This is a genomic window from Pseudomonas ogarae, assembly GCF_014268695.2.
In the GTDB taxonomy this organism is placed as follows: domain Bacteria; phylum Pseudomonadota; class Gammaproteobacteria; order Pseudomonadales; family Pseudomonadaceae; genus Aquipseudomonas; species Aquipseudomonas kilonensis.
Window position 1 is genome coordinate 1288800 of the sequence record NZ_CP077086.1, and the last position, 15718, is coordinate 1304517.

The following is a 15718-nucleotide window of genomic DNA, read 5'->3' on the forward strand; positions in this document are numbered from 1 at the left end:
CTCAGAAGCCGGTTGGGGTGCGGGTGTGCCAGTCAGTGTTCAACTGATACTGGTGAGCCACGTTGAGCAGGCGGCCTTCCTGGAAATACGGCGCGAGCAACTGCACGCCTACCGGCAGGCCATCGACGAAACCGGCCGGCATGGACAGGCCCGGCAAGCCGGCGAGGTTGGCGGTGATGGTGTAGACGTCTTCCAGGTACTCGGCGACCGGGTCGCTGTTCTTGGCGCCGAGCTTCCAGGCCGGGTTCGGCGTGGTTGGGCCGAGGATGATGTCGACCTCGTTGAAGGCGGCCATGAAGTCGTTCTTCACCAGGCGACGGATTTTCTGCGCCTTGAGGTAGTAGGCGTCGTAGTAGCCGGCGGACAACGCGTAGGCGCCGACCATGATCCGGCGCTGCACTTCGGCACCGAAGCCTTCGCCACGGGAGCGCTTGTACAGGTCGATCAGGTTTTCCGGGTTCTCGCAGCGATAGCCGAAGCGCACGCCGTCGAAACGCGACAGGTTCGAGGACGCTTCCGCCGGGGCGATCACGTAGTACGCGGGAATCGCGTGCTGCATGTTCGGCAGGCTGATTTCCTTGATGATCGCGCCGAGCTTCTCCAGCTCCTTGACGCTGTTATGGACCAGCTCGGCGATGCGTGGATCGAGGCCGGCGCTGAAGTATTCCTTCGGCACGCCGATGCGCAGGCCCTGCAGCGAGCCGTTGAGGCTGGCGCTGTAGTCCGGCACTGGCTCATCGATGCTGGTGGAGTCGTTCGGGTCGAAGCCGGCCATGCCTTGCAGCAGGATCGCGCAGTCTTCGGCGGTGCGCGCCAGCGGGCCACCCTGGTCGAGGCTGGAGGCGTAGGCGATCATGCCCCAGCGCGAGACGCGGCCGTAGGTGGGCTTGAGGCCAGTAAGGTTGGTGAACGCCGCGGGTTGGCGAATCGAGCCGCCGGTGTCGGTGGCGGTGGCGGCCGGCAACAGGCGTGCGGCCACGGCTGCGGCGGAACCGCCGGACGAGCCGCCCGGTACGTGTTCCAGGTTCCACGGGTTCTTCACCGCGCCGTAGTAGCTCGACTCGTTGGCCGAGCCCATGGCGAATTCGTCCATGTTGGTCTTGCCCAGGGTCACGGTGCCGGCGGCGGCCAGCTTGGCGACCACGGTGGCATCGTACGGGGCCTTGAAGTTGTCGAGCATCTTCGAGCCGCAGCTGGTGCGGATGCCTTGGGTGCAGAACAAGTCCTTGTGGGCAATCGGCGCACCGAGCAGGGCGCCGGTTTCACCGTTGGCGCGCCGGGCGTCGGCGGCCTTGGCCTGGCTCAGGGCCAGCTCCTGGGTGAGGCTGATGAAGCTGTTGAGCTGCGGGTCGAGCTGGGCGATGCGCGCCAGCAGGACCTGGGTCAGTTCTTCGGAAGAAAACTTTTTATCGGCGAGTCCGCGGGCGATCTCGGCCAGGGTCATGTGATGCATGAGAGGCTCTTTCCCTTTAGTCGATGACTTTCGGAACCAGGTACAGGCCGTTTTCGACCGCTGGTGCGATGGACTGGTAGGCCTCGCGGTGATTGGACTCGGTCACGACGTCGGCGCGCAGGCGCTGGCTGGCTTCCAGTGGGTGGGCCAGCGGTTCTATGCCGTCGGTATCGACCGCCTGCATCTCGTCGACCAGCCCCAGAATGCTGTTCAGGGCAGAAGTGATGTGTGGAAGATCGGCTTCATTGAGGCCCAGGCAGGCCAGATGAGCGATTTTTTCCACGTCGGAGCGTTCAAGCGCCATGGGATTCTCCAGTGGAAAACAAAACGGACGTAATCTGTCCGTGTGTTAGATTGTCGGAACACTACCGCATTTCTACGGGTCTATACCCGCGATTGTGGGGTTTGGTGCACAGAAAAGCGGCCAATTTAACATATTGGCGCCTTGCCCAAAATCCCTGTCGTTGTTAGAGTTTGCCGCACTTTTTTACCCACGCGTTGCCTAGGGTCCCTTTCCCATGTTCAAGAAACTGCGTGGCATGTTTTCCAGCGATCTTTCCATTGACCTGGGCACTGCCAACACCCTTATTTACGTGCGCGAGCGCGGTATCGTCCTGAATGAACCCTCGGTCGTGGCCATCCGCACCCACGGTAACCAGAAAAGTGTCGTGGCTGTCGGTACGGAAGCCAAGCGCATGCTGGGCCGTACACCGGGCAACATCGCGGCCATTCGCCCGATGAAAGACGGTGTGATCGCCGACTTTAGCGTCTGCGAGAAGATGCTGCAGTACTTCATCAACAAGGTTCACGAAAACAGCTTCCTGCAGCCCAGCCCTCGTGTGCTGATCTGCGTTCCATGCAAGTCCACCCAGGTAGAGCGACGCGCTATCCGTGAATCGGCCCTCGGTGCCGGTGCCCGTGAAGTGTTCCTGATCGAAGAGCCAATGGCCGCTGCCATCGGTGCCGGCCTGCCGGTGGAAGAAGCCCGCGGCTCGATGGTCGTCGACATCGGTGGCGGTACCACTGAAATCGCGCTGATCTCCCTCAACGGTGTGGTCTACGCCGAATCCGTACGTGTGGGTGGCGACCGTTTCGACGAAGCGATCATCACTTATGTGCGTCGCAACTACGGCAGCCTGATCGGCGAATCCACCGCCGAGCGCATCAAGCAGGAAATCGGCACGGCCTATCCGGGCGGTGAAGTGCGCGAAGTCGACGTACGCGGTCGCAACCTGGCCGAAGGCGTTCCACGGGCCTTTACCCTCAATTCCAACGAAGTGCTCGAAGCGCTGCAAGAGTCGCTGGCGACCATCGTCCAGGCCGTCAAGAGCGCCCTGGAGCAGTCGCCGCCGGAGCTGGCGTCGGACATCGCCGAGCGCGGCCTGGTGCTGACCGGTGGTGGCGCGCTGTTGCGTGACCTCGACAAGCTGCTGGCCCAGGAAACCGGCCTGCCGGTGATCGTTGCCGAAGACCCGTTGACCTGTGTTGCCCGCGGCGGTGGCCGTGCATTGGAAATGATGGACAAGCACACCATGGACCTGCTCTCCAGCGAATAAGTTGGCTGGATCGTCTATGTTGTTCGCTCCCGGGCAGCACTTTGCAGTGCTGCCCGTTGGCGTTTATCTTCTGTCATTCGTATCCAGGCCGGTTTGATGCCGTATGAATAAAGAAAACATTTGCCTGGGAGGAGCGGCCTATTAAACCGCTTTTCGCCAAAGGCCCCTCATTGGGTGTGCGCCTGCTGGTGCTGACCGTGCTCTCGGTCGCGCTGATGGTGGTCGATGCCCGCTTCACGCTGCTCAAGCCTGTACGCAGCCAGATGTCGCTGGTGTTGATGGAATCCTACTGGATCACCGACCTGCCGCAGCGCTTGTGGCAAGGTGTGGCCAGCCAGTTTGGCAGCCGGACCGAACTGGTCGCCGAAAACGAAAAACTCAAGACCGAAAACCTGCTGTTGCAGGGGCGCATGCAGAAGCTGGCGGCCCTCACCGAGCAGAACGTGCGGCTGCGCGAGTTGCTCAACTCTTCCGCGCTGGTCAACGAGAAGGTCGAAGTGGCCGAGTTGATCGGCATGGACCCCAACCCCTTCACCCATCGCATCATCATCAACAAGGGCGAGCGCGACGGCGTTGTCCTCGGCCAGCCGGTGCTCGACGCCCGGGGCCTGATGGGCCAGGTGGTGGAGTTGATGCCCTACACCTCCCGGGTGCTGCTGCTGACCGATACCACCCACAGCATTCCCGTGCAGGTCAATCGCAACGGCTTGCGCGCGATTGCCAGCGGCACCGGCAACCCGGAACGCCTGGAACTGCGGCACGTGGCCGATACCGCCGACATCAAGGAAGGTGACCTGCTGGTCAGCTCCGGTCTTGGCCAGCGCTTCCCGGCCGGGTACCCGGTGGCGACGGTCAAGGAAGTCATCCATGACTCCGGCCAGCCGTTCGCCATTGTCCGCGCGGTGCCGACGGCTGCATTGAATCGCAGCCGCTACCTGCTGCTGGTCTTCAGCGACAACCGTACGCCCGAAGAGCGTGCCAACGATGCCGCCGTGGCCCAGGAAGCCCAGGACCGCCAGGGCGGCGAGTCGGCTGCCCCGGCGACAGCAATGCCGGCGCCTGTCCCGGCCACTCTGCCAAAACCACAAGTGCCTGCACCGGCGACGGCGGCTCCGGCCACCACACCGGCAACAACCCCGGCCAGCGCACCCGCCGCGCCCGCTGTGAAACCGACCCGCTCGGCTACCCACGCGCCCGCCGCGCAGCCTGCTCAACCAGCCCGGCCCGCCGCCAAACCGCCAGCCTCCACGCCGGCCACTGCGCCAGCCACCAGGGGAGCACGAGAAGAATGAGCAGTACCCAATCCGGTAACGGCTGGATGGTCTGGCTGACCTTCGCCATCGGCCTGTTGCTCAGCGTTTCGCCGCTGCCGCAATTCATGGAAATCCTGCGTCCACTGTGGCTGGCCCTGTTGCTGGCCTTCTGGGCGCTGGCCTTGCCGCACAAGGTCGGCATGGTCACCGCCTGGTGCCTGGGCCTGGCCGAGGACGTACTTTATGGCACGTTGCTGGGGCAGAACGCGCTGATCCTGACGCTGATCACCTTCCTGGTGCTGTCGCTGCAACAACGCCTGCGGATGTTCCCCATGTGGCAACAGTGCCTGGTGATCCTGGTGATCTTCGGCCTGGCGCAACTGGTGCAATTGTGGCTCAGCGCGCTGACCGGCAATCGCCAGCCGACCCTGGCGCTGGTCTTGCCAGCCCTGGTCAGCGCCTTGCTCTGGCCCTGGGTCAGCTTCGGTTTGCGTGGCCTGCGCCTGCGTTTCAAAATCAACTGATTCGCTCAGGATATCTACACTTTTTTTGGTGACTCATATCCCTGTGGCGAGGGAGCTTGCTCCCGCTCGGTTGCGTAGCGACCGTAAGATTGGGGCCGCTACGCGGCCCAGCGGGAGCAAGCTCCCTCGCCACAAAAGCCGGCCGCGTTAGGGAGATGTCTTGATGAAACCGCTTTACCTCGCCTCAGGCTCGCCGCGTCGGCGTGAACTGCTCACGCAGATCGGCGTGCCCTTTACCGCCATCGGCGCGGACATCGACGAAACTCCCCAGGACCACGAAACCCCTTCGGCCTATGTCGAACGCCTGGCGCGCGGCAAGGCCGAGGCGGGGCGGCGAGCCTTGGACGCCGGCATGGATGGCTGCGTGTTGGGCGCCGATACGGCTGTGGTACTGGATGGGCGAATTCTCGGTAAGCCCGTGGACCAGGCCGATTCCATGACGATGCTCTTGAGCCTGTCCGGTCGCGAACATGAAGTATTGACCGCCATTGCCATACTGGATGGGCAGCGTTGCGAATCCCGCGTTGTGCGCAGCCTGGTGCGCTTTCGGTCGATCACGGAACAGGAAGCAGCGGCGTACTGGGCCAGTGGTGAACCCCGGGACAAGGCCGGCGGCTATGGTATTCAAGGGCTGGGCGCGGTGTTCGTCGCCGGGCTTGAAGGCAGTTATTCAGCCGTGGTCGGCCTGCCGCTGTGCGAAACCGCAGAACTACTGGGCCATTTCGGCATACCCTGTTGGCAAACCTTGAGCGCGCGCTGAGCGCCGTCTGACTTGATGCGGCCATAATCGTGAACATGCCTGAACGAGACCCTGCCATGAGTGAAGAGATCCTGATCAACATCACGCCGATGGAATCGCGCGTGGCGGTGGTTGAAAACGGTGTGCTGCAAGAGGTCCACGTCGAGCGCACGCAAAAGCGTGGCATCGTCGGCAATATCTATAAAGGCAAGGTGGTGCGGGTGCTGCCGGGCATGCAGGCGGCCTTCGTCGACATCGGCCTGGACCGCGCGGCATTCATCCACGCGTCGGAAATTTCCATGCGCGAAGGGCCGGCCGTGGAGAGCATCAGCGCCCTGGTGCATGAAGGCCAGAGCCTGGTGGTACAGGTCACCAAGGACCCCATTGGCTCCAAGGGCGCGCGCCTGACCACGCAACTGTCGATTCCGTCGCGCTACCTGGTGTACATGCCGCGTACCGCTCACGTTGGCATTTCCCTGAAGATCGAAGACGAAGGCGAGCGCGAGCGCCTCAAGCAGGTGGTCAGCGACTGCGTGGAAAAAGAAGGTATCAAGGAAGCCGGTGGGTTCATCCTGCGCACGGCCGCCGAGGGGGCCGGGGCCGATGAGATCCTCATGGACATCCGCTACCTGCGCAGGCTTTGGGACCAGATCGCCGCCCAGATCAAGACCATCGCCACCCCCAGCGTGATCTACGAAGACTTGGGCCTGGCGCTGCGGACCCTGCGTGATCTGGTCAGCCCCAAGATCGAGAAAATTCGTATCGACTCCCGGGAAACCTTCCAGAAGACCACCCAGTTCGTCGCCGAACTGATGCCGGAAATCGCCGACCGCCTCGAGCATTACCCTGGCGAGCGGCCGATTTTCGACCTGTATGGCGTCGAGGATGAAATCCAGAAAGCCCTGGAGCGCAAGGTACCGCTCAAGTCCGGCGGCTACCTGGTGGTCGATCCGGCCGAGGCCATGAGCACCATCGATGTCAACACCGGGGCGTTCGTCGGCCATCGCAACCTGGAAGAGACCATCTTCAAGACCAACCTGGAAGCCGCCACGGCCATCGCCCGGCAACTGCGTCTGCGCAACCTGGGCGGGATCATCATCATCGACTTCATCGACATGGAAGATGAAGAGCACCAGCGCCAGGTGCTGCGGACTCTGGAAAAACAACTCGAACGCGATCACGCCAAGACCAATATCATCGGTATCACCGAGCTGGGCCTGGTGCAGATGACCCGCAAGCGTACCCGCGAAAGCCTTGAGCAGGTGCTGTGCGAGCCATGCAGCAGTTGCCAGGGACGCGGCAAGCTCAAGACCCCGGAAACCGTGTGTTACGAAATCTTCCGGGAAATCCTCCGGGAGGCGCGTGCCTATCAGGCGACCGGCTATAGAGTGTTGGCGAACCAGAAAGTGGTGGATCGCCTGCTCGACGAGGAGTCAGGCAATGTCGCGGAGCTGGAAGCGTTTATCGGACGCACGATTCGCTTCCAGGTGGAAACCATGTATTCCCAGGAACAATACGACGTGGTGTTGCTCTGAAGAGCTTGGGAAGCGGCGGGCCCGCGGATTTGATTGTCTTTGCCAGGGGAGCCCACTGACATGGAGCGTCTGACACGCATTTTGGCGGCGCTGACTCGCTGGGGGCTGGGGCTGTGCGCGCTGTTGCTGGTGCTGCTGGCGTTGTACGTCAGCCTCGGTCGGGAGCTGGTCCCGCTGGTGGCTGAATACCGCGCCGAGGTCGAGACCCAGGCCAGCGTCGCCTTGGGCATGCCTGTGCACATCGGAAGCCTCGACGGTAGCTGGAGCGCCCTGGCGCCGATCCTGGCGGCGCGCGACGTGGTGGTCGGCGAAGGCCCCAATGCGTTGCACCTGGATCAGGTGCGAGCCGTGCCTGATCTGTGGGATAGCCTGCTGGCACGTCAGGTGCGTATTGCCCACCTGGAAGTCAGCGGCCTGAAGATCAGCCTCAAGGAGGGCGCCGACGGCAAATGGGCCCTGGAAGGCCTGCCGGTGAAGGACGACCAGCCCCTCGATCCGCAGCAATTGCTCGAACGCATGCAGGTGGTTTCCAAGTTCTCGCTGCTCGATAGCCAGGTGACCTTGCAGCCCGTCGAGCAACCCCCGCTGACCCTCACCTACGTCGGCTTGAGCCTGCGCACCGGCGCCACCCGCCAGCGCCTGGAGGCACGCCTGACCCTGCCGGACGGCCAGCCGGTGGCGATCAACCTGCGTACCCGCCTGCGCGCCAGCGACTGGAAGAATGGCCAGGCCGATGCGTACCTGAGCCTGCCGCAAAGCGACTGGTCCAAGTGGCTGCCGAAACGCCTGACCCAGCAATGGCATTTTTCCCGGATCAAGGCCGGTGGCGAATTCTGGCTGAGTTGGGGGGGCGGTACGGTGCAAAGCGCGGTCATGCGCTTGAATGCTCCTGACATCCAGGGTGCCTACGCCGAGCGCAAGCCGGTGCAAATCCATAACCTGGCGCTCAATGGATATTTCCAGCGTGGCGACCAGGGATTTACTGCGACCTTCGATTCCCTGGCGATGAACCTGGGCGAAACCCGCTGGGAATCGCGCCTGCAACTGCAACAGAGTGCCGCCACCGAAAAGGCCGAGGAGCGCTGGCACCTGCAGGCCGACCGCCTCGACCTGACTCCGCTCACGCCGTTGCTCAATGCCCTGGCGCCGTTGTCCGAAGGCCTGGCGACGACCATCGACCGTCTCAAGGTGACCGGTGCCCTGCGCAACGTGCTGTTGGACTATCGGCCGCAAAATACCGGTGACCAGAAAGTCAGCTTCGCCACCAACCTGGACACCGTCGGCTTTGATGCCTATCGCGGCGCCCCGGCTGCGCGCAACGTCTCCGGCAGCCTGAGCGGCGACCTCGGTGGCGGCGAGCTGCGCATGGACAGCAAGGACTTTTCCCTGCACCTGGACCCGATTTTCGCCAAGCCCTGGCAGTACTTGCAGGCCAACGCCCGACTGACCTGGAAGCTCGACAAGCAAGGCTTCACCCTGATCGCGCCGTATCTGAAGGTGCTGGGCGAGGAGGGCCGGATTGCCGGCGACTTCCTGATCCGCCTGCATTTCGACCACAGCCAGGAAGACTACATGGACCTGCGGGTCGGCCTGGTGGACGGTGACGGGCGCTACACCGCCAAGTACCTGCCGGCGGTCCTCAGCCCGGCGCTGGATGAGTGGCTGCGCACGGCCATCGTCAAGGGCGCGGTGGATGAGGGCTTTTTCCAGTACCAAGGCTCGCTGAATAAAGGTGCCGGGGACGCGGACCGCAGCATCAGCCTGTTTTTCAAGGTGCATGACGCCGAGCTGGCGTTCCAGCCGGGCTGGCCTTCGGTCAGCAAGGTCAGCGGCGATGTCTTCGTCGAAGACAGTGGCGTGCGCATCTTCGCCAGCCAAGGGCAATTGCTCGATACCCAGGTCAAGGATGTTTCAGTGAACATTCCCCATGTACCCAGCGGGCAGAGTTCTCATCTGCTGCTGGACGGCGGGTTCGCCGGAGGCCTGGGCGACGGTTTGAAGATCCTCCAGACCGCGCCGATCGGGACCGCAGAGACATTCGCCGGCTGGGAAGGCGAGGGCGACCTGCAAGGCAGCGTCAAGCTCGATATCCCGCTGGTCAAAGGCGAGCAACCGAAGATCCTGGTGGACTTCGCCACCGACAAGGCCCGTCTCAAGCTCAGCGAGCCGGTGCTGGAGCTGACCCAGCTCAAGGGCGATTTCCGCTTCGACAGCAATAAGGGCCTGAGCGGCAAGGGCATCAGTGCCCGGGCATTCGACCGGCCCGTGACCGCACAGATTTTTGCCGAGGGCCGCGCCGGAGCGCTCAACACACGGGTCGCTGCGTCCGGACAGGTGGAGATCAAGAAACTCACCAGTTGGCTGAACGTCACCCAGCCGTTGCCGGTGTCCGGTGTCGTGCCCTACCAGTTGCAAGTGATCCTTGATGGCGCCGATAGCCAGTTGTCGGTCAGTTCCAACCTCAAGGGCGTGGCCATCGACCTGCCGGCGCCTTTCGGCATGGCCGCCAATGCCGGGCGCGACACGATGTTTCGCATGACCCTGCAAGGGCCGGAGCGGCGTTACTGGGTCGATTATGGCGATTTGGCCAGTTTCACCTACGCCGCGCCGAGCGGCAAAGTCGCCGACGGTCGTGGCGAATTGTTGCTGGGTGCCGGCGATGCGGTGCTGCCCGGGGCCAAGGGGCTGCGACTGCGCGGCAAACTGTCGGAGCTGGACGTGAGTCCCTGGCAGGATCTGGTGAACAAGTATGCCGGCCAGGATCCGGGCGGCAGCGCCAAGCAACTGCTCAGCAGCGTCGATCTGACCGTTGGCAAGCTCACAGCCATGGGTACCACCCTGGACCAGGCATCGGTGCAACTGGACCGCAAGCCGGATGCCTGGGCCATGCGGCTCGACAGCCAGCAGGCCAAGGGCAATGTCAGCCTGCCAGATGCAAAGGCCGCACCGATTGGTATCACGCTTGATTATGTTCGCCTGCCGGCCACAGACCCGACGGTCCAGGCGGATGAAAACTCTCCAGACCCGTTGGCCTCGGTCGATCCCGGCAAAATCCCGGCCATGGATATTGCCATCGACCAATTGTTCCAGGGCCCTGATCTCATCGGTGCGTGGTCGTTGAAAGTGCGCCCGACCGCCAAGGGCATCGCGCTGAACAATCTGGACATGGGCCTCAAGGGCATGGTGTTGAACGGCAGTGGCGGCTGGGAAGGCGCGCCCGGTTCCACCAGCAGTTGGTACAAGGGCCGTATCAGCGGCAAGAACCTGGGCGACGTACTCAAGAACTGGGGTTATGCCCCGAGTGTGACCAGCCAGACCTTCCGCCTGGATGTCGATGGCCGCTGGCCCGGCTCGCCGGCGTGGGTTGCCACCAAGCGTTTTTCCGGCAGCCTCGACGCGTCGCTGAGCAAAGGCCAGTTTGTTGAAATTGAAGGCAGCGCCCAGGCGTTGCGGGTATTTGGCCTGCTGAACTTCAACTCCATCGGCCGACGCTTGCGCCTGGACTTCTCCGACCTGTTCAGCAAGGGCTTGAGCTACGACCGGGTCAAAGGGCTGCTGGTGGCGAGCGACGGTGTGTACGTGACCCGCGAACCCATTACCCTGACCGGGCCGTCGAGCAACCTGGAACTCAACGGCACGCTGGACATGGTGGCCGACCGGGTCGACGCCAAGCTGCTGGTGACGCTGCCGGTGACCAACAACCTGCCGATCGCCGCGCTGATCGTTGGCGCACCGGCGGTGGGTGGGGCGCTGTTTCTGATCGACAAACTGATCGGTGACCGCGTAGCGCGCTTTGCCAGCGTAAGATACGACGTCAAGGGGCCGTGGAAAGAACCGAAGATCACCTTCGACAAGCCATTCTGACGAGTTCGACGCCAGCCCCTTGTGGGAATGTGCCTGTGGGAGCAAAGCTTGCTCGCGATTGCGGTGCATCAGTCAGCCTGTATGTTGGATATACCTGCCTCATCGCGAGCAAGCTTTGCTCCCACAGCCGCCTTGGGCGAGGATAAAAAAGAGGGAAGCTCCATGCCAGTCGCAGTGATTCAAATGGTCAGCCAAAGCGATGTGCTCGCCAATCTGGCCCGTGCCCGTGTGCTGCTGGAGCAGGCTGCCGCAGGCGGTGCAAGGCTGGCGGTGCTGCCGGAGAATTTCGCGGCGATGGGCCGGCGGGACATTGCCGATATCGGCCGTGCCGAAGCCTTTGGTCAGGGACCGATCCTGCCCTGGTTGAAACAGGTCGCCCGAGACCTCAAGTTATGGATTGTGGCCGGCACGTTGCCGTTGCCGCCAGTGGACCAGCCCGAGGCCAGGTCCCATGCCTGTTCGTTGCTGGTCGACGATCAGGGCCAGATCGTCGCGCGCTACGACAAGCTGCACTTGTTCGATGTGGATGTGGCGGACAATCGCGGGCGCTATCGCGAGTCGGATGACTATGCTTATGGCGCTAACGTGGTGGTTGCCGATACCCCCGTGGGCCGGGTGGGCCTGACGGTCTGTTATGACTTGCGGTTCCCGGAGCTCTTCAGCGAGCTGCGGGCTGCCGGGGCCGAACTGATCACGGCGCCGTCGGCGTTTACCGCGGTGACCGGCGCGGCCCATTGGGACGTGCTGATCCGCGCCCGGGCCATCGAGACCCAGTGCTATGTGCTGGCGGCCGCCCAGGGCGGCGTGCATCCGGGGCCGCGGGAAACCTTTGGTCATGCCGCGATTGTCGACCCCTGGGGCCGTGTGCTGGCACAACAGGATCAAGGCGAGGCCGTGCTGCTGGCCGAGCGCGACAGCAGTGAACAGGCGTCCATCCGGGCGCGTATGCCGGTGGCCAGCCATCGGCGCTTTTTCTCGCAGGGCGCTCGACAGCGGCCTGTCCAAGACGACGAATTCAAGGCGTAAATCATATGAGCGGGTTGTTGTCCTCAGTCAGTGAACACCTTCTAGCCCCCGGCGGCGTGACCCTCGAAAGCCTGCAAGGCGTGCTGGGCGACCTGGCTGGCCCGGGCATCGATGCGGCCGACCTGTATTTCCAGGGGCAGATCTCCGAGTCCTGGTCGCTGGAAGACGGCATCGTCAAGGAAGGCAGTTTCAACCTTGACCAGGGCGTGGGCGTGCGCGCCCAGTCCGGGGAAAAGACCGGTTTTGCCTACAGCAACGCCATCACCCTCGAAGCCCTTGGCGCTGCTGCCCGTGCGGCCCGCTCGATCTCCCGCGCCGGGCAGAACGGCACGGTCCAGGCGTTCAGCAGCCAGGCCGTGGCGCAGTTGTATGCGCCGGATAACCCCCTTGAAGTCATGAGCCGCGCCGAAAAAGTCGAGCTGCTCAAGCGCATCGACGTCGCCACCCGTGCCCTCGACCCGCGCATCCAGCAAGTGTCGGTCAGCATGGCCGGGGTCTGGGAACGGATCCTGGTGGCGTCCACCGACGGCGGCCTGGCGGCGGACGTGCGGCCGCTGGTGCGCTTCAACGTCAGCGTGATCGTCGAGCAGAACGGTCGCCGCGAGCGCGGCGGCCATGGCGGCGGCGGGCGCACCGACTACCGTTATTTCCTCAGCGAAGACCGCGCCATGGGCTACGCTCGCGAAGCGCTGCGCCAGGCGCTGGTCAACCTGGAAGCCATTCCGGCCCCGGCAGGTACATTGCCGGTGGTGCTGGGGTCAGGTTGGTCCGGCGTGCTGTTGCACGAAGCGGTGGGCCACGGCCTGGAAGGCGATTTCAACCGCAAGGGCAGTTCGGCCTACAGCGGGCGCATGGGGGAAATGGTCGCCTCGAAACTCTGCACTATTGTCGATGACGGCACCCTGGCCGGGCGTCGTGGATCCCTGAGCGTCGACGATGAAGGCACCCCGACCGAATGCACCACGCTGATCGAGAACGGCGTGCTCAAGGGCTACATGCAGGACAAGCTCAACGCGCGGTTGATGGGCGTGGCCCGCACAGGCAACGGTCGCCGTGAATCCTATGCGCACCTGCCGATGCCGCGCATGACCAACACCTACATGCTCGGTGGTCAAAGCGATCCGGCGGAAATCATCGCCTCGGTGAAAAAAGGCATCTATTGCGCCAACCTCGGCGGTGGCCAGGTGGACATCACCAGCGGCAAGTTCGTGTTCTCCACCAGCGAGGCCTACCTGATCGAAGACGGCAAGATCACCGCACCGGTCAAGGGGGCGACCCTGATCGGCAACGGGCCAGAGGCGATGAGCAAAGTGTCGATGGTCGGTAACGACCTGGCGCTGGACAGCGGTGTAGGCACGTGCGGCAAGGACGGGCAATCGGTGCCGGTGGGCGTCGGCCAGCCGACCCTGAAGATCGATGCGATTACCGTGGGTGGCACGGGCGCATGACCGGAGCGTCGGGTGGAGTCCAAGGGCCTCCACCCGTGGGCGTTACTCAGCGCAGGCCGCGTTGGGTTTCGTCCAGCTCACGGATGTACTTGAAGATTTTACGGCTCGAGGCCGGTGGCTTGTTCTGCGCCAGTTCGTGCTGGGCCTGACGAATCAGGGAGCGCAATTGCTGACGATCAGCCTCCGGGTAGTCGATGACGAATTTTTCCAGGGTGCCGTCGTCGCCTGCGATCAAGCGATCGCGCCAGCGCTCCAGGTTGTGGAAACGTTCGTTGTACTGCCGGGTGGAGGCATCGAGTTGATCGAGCAGGACCAGGATGGCGTCAGTGTCCTGATCGCGCATCAGTTTGCCGATGAATTGCAGGTGCCGTTTACGCGCGATATTCGCGGTGTGCTTGGGCGCATCGGCCAGGGCCCGGCGCAAGGCGTCGGTCAAAGGCAGTTTGGCCAGCAAGTCAGGCTTGAGTGTTGTCAGGCGCTCGCCGAGGTCAACCAGAGCATGCAGCTCGCGTTTGACCTGGGATTTGCTTTTTTCACCCTCGTAGAGGGAGTCGTCGTAAGAATCAACCATGGTGGCAGTCCGCAAAGAAACGCCGCCATGATAACCAGTCGGGGGCCGCTTGTCCGGCCCGGTCGCTCGAAGGCCAAGGGTTTGTACGAAAAGTCGCCGAGCGGCGATCAGGCAAGGCGAAAACAGGCGAGGAAGCGGAGTTTACTGGTTGTAAATGAGCATTCCGAGCCTGTTTTCAACGCAGCATGATCGTCGCGCAGGCACTTTACGTACAAAGCCTTAACCGAAAGAAGAATTTGAGTGGAGAACACCATGAGTGCAGTTCAAAGCGTCGGCCCGCAAGCATTGCCGGCACTGCAGGAACAAGTCGAGCAGATCCTCGCCGAAGCCAAGCGCCAGGGCGCCACTGCCTGTGAAGTGGCGGTATCGCTGGAGCAGGGTCTGTCGACGTCGGTGCGCCAGCGCGAGGTGGAAACCGTCGAATTCAATCGCGACCAGGGCTTTGGCATCACCTTGTACGTGGGCCAGCGCAAGGGCTCGGCCAGCACTTCGGCCAGCGGCCCGGAGGCCATTCGCGAAACCGTCGCCGCGGCACTGGCGATTGCCAAGCACACCTCCGAAGACGAAGCCTCGGGCCTGGCCGATGCTGCGCTGATGTGCAAGGAGCTGCGCGACTTCGACCTGTTCCACGCCTGGGACATCACCCCCGAGCAGGCCATCGAACAGGCACTGCGTTGCGAAGCGGCGGCATTCGAGGCCGACAGCCGGATCAAGAACGCGGACGGCACGACGCTCAATACCCACCAGGGCTGCCGGGTCTACGGCAACAGCCACGGTTTCATCGGTGGTTATGCATCGACCCGCCACAGCCTCAGTTGCGTGATGATCGCCGAGGCCAACGGCCAGATGCAGCGTGATTACTGGTACGACGTGAGCCGCCAGGGCACCTTGCTGGCAGACCCGGTGAGCATCGGCCAGAAAGCCGCGCAACGGGCGGCCAGCCGCCTGGGCGCGCGCCCGGTGCCGACCTGCGAAGTGCCGGTGCTGTTTTCGGCCGAGCTGGCCGGCGGCCTGTTCGGCAGTTTCCTGTCGGCGGTGTCCGGCGGCAACCTGTACCGCAAGTCGTCGTTCCTCGAGGGCGCGCTGGGCCAGAAACTGTTCCCGCAATGGATGACCATCGACGAGCGTCCGCACCTGATGCAGGCCATGGGCAGCTCGGCGTTCGACGGCGACGGCCTGGCCACCTACGCCAAGCCGTTCGTGGAAAATGGTGAGTTGGTGTCCTACATCCTCGGCACCTATTCGGGTCGCAAGCTCGGCATGCCGAGCACCGCCAATGCCGGTGGCGTGCATAACCTGTTCGTGACCCATGGCGAAGAAGACCAGGCGGCCTTGCTGCGGCGCATGGGCCGAGGCCTGCTGGTGACCGAACTGATGGGCCATGGCCTGAACATGGTCACCGGGGACTATTCCCGTGGCGCGGCGGGTTTCTGGGTCGAGAACGGCGAGATCCAGTTCCCGGTCCAGGAAGTGACCATCGCCGGGAACATGCGCGACATGTTCAAGCAGATCGTGGCCGTGGGCAACGACCTGGAACTGCGCAGCAACATCCGCACCGGCTCGGTGTTGATCGAGCGTATGACGGTGGCAGGTAGCTGACGCTCACCGCTTAAAAAGGCGCGCCATCTACTGGGTGACGCGCCTTTTTTGTACCCGCAAATCCTGTGGCGAGGGCGCTTTTGTGGCGAGGGAGCTTGCTCCCGCTGGGCCGCGAAGCGACCCCAAGATCTTGCGGTCGCTGCGCAACCG

The 15718-nt window shown here is 63.3% G+C and carries 12 protein-coding genes; 9 read left to right on the top strand and 3 right to left on the bottom strand.

Going from position 1 to position 15718, the window contains the following annotated elements; translation table 11 throughout:
* Position 1: 1 nt before the first annotated feature.
* Together gatA and gatC are read right to left on the bottom strand one after the other, a co-directional pair.
* Positions 2-1453, bottom strand: a complete 1452-nt coding sequence (gatA, locus tag HU749_RS05440; RefSeq protein ID WP_186650106.1) for an Asp-tRNA(Asn)/Glu-tRNA(Gln) amidotransferase subunit GatA — start codon at positions 1451-1453, stop codon at positions 2-4.
* Positions 1454-1469: 16 nt separating this feature from the next.
* Positions 1470-1757: an Asp-tRNA(Asn)/Glu-tRNA(Gln) amidotransferase subunit GatC gene (gene gatC, locus HU749_RS05445; RefSeq protein ID WP_020297123.1), complete on the bottom strand. Its 288-nt coding sequence runs from the start codon at positions 1755-1757 to the stop codon at positions 1470-1472.
* Between the two features lie 214 nt (positions 1758-1971).
* Between gatC and mreB the strand changes: the two genes are divergently transcribed.
* The 8 genes from mreB (at position 1972) to tldD (ending at position 13398) form a co-directional block, all read left to right on the top strand.
* Positions 1972-3009 (top strand): rod shape-determining protein MreB, encoded by a 1038-nt coding sequence (mreB, locus tag HU749_RS05450; RefSeq protein WP_002555108.1) that lies wholly within the window; start codon positions 1972-1974, stop codon positions 3007-3009.
* Positions 3010-3149: 140 nt separating this feature from the next.
* On the top strand, positions 3150-4301 hold the full coding sequence (gene mreC, locus HU749_RS05455) for a rod shape-determining protein MreC (RefSeq protein ID WP_095963072.1): 1152 nt from the start codon (positions 3150-3152) through the stop codon (positions 4299-4301).
* Positions 4298-4786 (top strand): rod shape-determining protein MreD, encoded by a 489-nt coding sequence (mreD, locus tag HU749_RS05460; protein ID WP_003197820.1) that lies wholly within the window; start codon positions 4298-4300, stop codon positions 4784-4786. The genes mreC and mreD overlap by 4 nt, the downstream gene beginning before the upstream one ends.
* A 163-nt stretch (positions 4787-4949) precedes the next feature.
* A complete protein-coding gene (locus HU749_RS05465; RefSeq protein WP_095963073.1) occupies positions 4950-5546 on the top strand; it encodes a Maf family protein in 597 nt (198 codons plus the stop codon).
* A 56-nt stretch (positions 5547-5602) separates the two neighbouring features.
* Positions 5603-7060, top strand: a complete 1458-nt coding sequence (gene rng, locus HU749_RS05470) for a ribonuclease G (protein WP_003177988.1) — start codon at positions 5603-5605, stop codon at positions 7058-7060.
* A 60-nt stretch (positions 7061-7120) separates the two neighbouring features.
* Positions 7121-10924 carry a YhdP family protein gene (locus HU749_RS05475; RefSeq protein WP_186650104.1) on the top strand — a complete coding sequence of 1268 codons (3804 nt, stop codon included), beginning with the start codon at positions 7121-7123 and terminating at the stop codon, positions 10922-10924.
* Positions 10925-11086: 162 nt separating this feature from the next.
* On the top strand, positions 11087-11950 hold the full coding sequence (locus HU749_RS05480; protein ID WP_079302664.1) for a carbon-nitrogen hydrolase family protein: 864 nt from the start codon (positions 11087-11089) through the stop codon (positions 11948-11950).
* Positions 11951-11955: 5 nt separating this feature from the next.
* Positions 11956-13398 carry a metalloprotease TldD gene (gene tldD, locus HU749_RS05485; protein ID WP_095963075.1) on the top strand — a complete coding sequence of 481 codons (1443 nt, stop codon included), beginning with the start codon at positions 11956-11958 and terminating at the stop codon, positions 13396-13398.
* Between the two features lie 46 nt (positions 13399-13444).
* On the opposite strand, the gene yjgA is transcribed toward tldD, so the two are convergent.
* Positions 13445-13969 (bottom strand): ribosome biogenesis factor YjgA, encoded by a 525-nt coding sequence (yjgA, locus tag HU749_RS05490; RefSeq protein ID WP_014336624.1) that lies wholly within the window; start codon positions 13967-13969, stop codon positions 13445-13447.
* 252 nt (positions 13970-14221) lie between these two features.
* Here yjgA and pmbA point away from each other — a divergent pair, with 252 nt between their 5' ends.
* The gene (gene pmbA / locus HU749_RS05495; protein WP_046063849.1) at positions 14222-15568 is read left to right on the top strand and encodes a metalloprotease PmbA; all 1347 of its coding nucleotides are present in this window, start codon (positions 14222-14224) and stop codon (positions 15566-15568) included.
* The last annotated feature ends 150 nt before the right edge of the window (positions 15569-15718 follow it).

What these genes read in the sequence shown, in the direction of transcription:
- HU749_RS05480 (WP_079302664.1), top strand. Translation starts at nt 11,087, where the DNA reads ATGCCAGTCGCAGTGATTCAAATGGTCAGCCAAAGCGATGTGCTCGCC.
- HU749_RS05475 (WP_186650104.1), top strand. Translation starts at nt 7,121, where the DNA reads ATGGAGCGTCTGACACGCATTTTGGCGGCGCTGACTCGCTGGGGGCTG.
- pmbA (WP_046063849.1), top strand. Translation starts at nt 14,222, where the DNA reads ATGAGTGCAGTTCAAAGCGTCGGCCCGCAAGCATTGCCGGCACTGCAG.
- HU749_RS05465 (WP_095963073.1), top strand. Translation starts at nt 4,950, where the DNA reads ATGAAACCGCTTTACCTCGCCTCAGGCTCGCCGCGTCGGCGTGAACTG.
- mreB (WP_002555108.1), top strand. Translation starts at nt 1,972, where the DNA reads ATGTTCAAGAAACTGCGTGGCATGTTTTCCAGCGATCTTTCCATTGAC.
- gatC (WP_020297123.1), bottom strand. Translation starts at nt 1,757, where the DNA reads ATGGCGCTTGAACGCTCCGACGTGGAAAAAATCGCTCATCTGGCCTGC.
- tldD (WP_095963075.1), top strand. Translation starts at nt 11,956, where the DNA reads ATGAGCGGGTTGTTGTCCTCAGTCAGTGAACACCTTCTAGCCCCCGGC.
- yjgA (WP_014336624.1), bottom strand. Translation starts at nt 13,969, where the DNA reads ATGGTTGATTCTTACGACGACTCCCTCTACGAGGGTGAAAAAAGCAAA.
- gatA (WP_186650106.1), bottom strand. Translation starts at nt 1,453, where the DNA reads ATGCATCACATGACCCTGGCCGAGATCGCCCGCGGACTCGCCGATAAA.
- rng (WP_003177988.1), top strand. Translation starts at nt 5,603, where the DNA reads ATGAGTGAAGAGATCCTGATCAACATCACGCCGATGGAATCGCGCGTG.
- mreD (WP_003197820.1), top strand. Translation starts at nt 4,298, where the DNA reads ATGAGCAGTACCCAATCCGGTAACGGCTGGATGGTCTGGCTGACCTTC.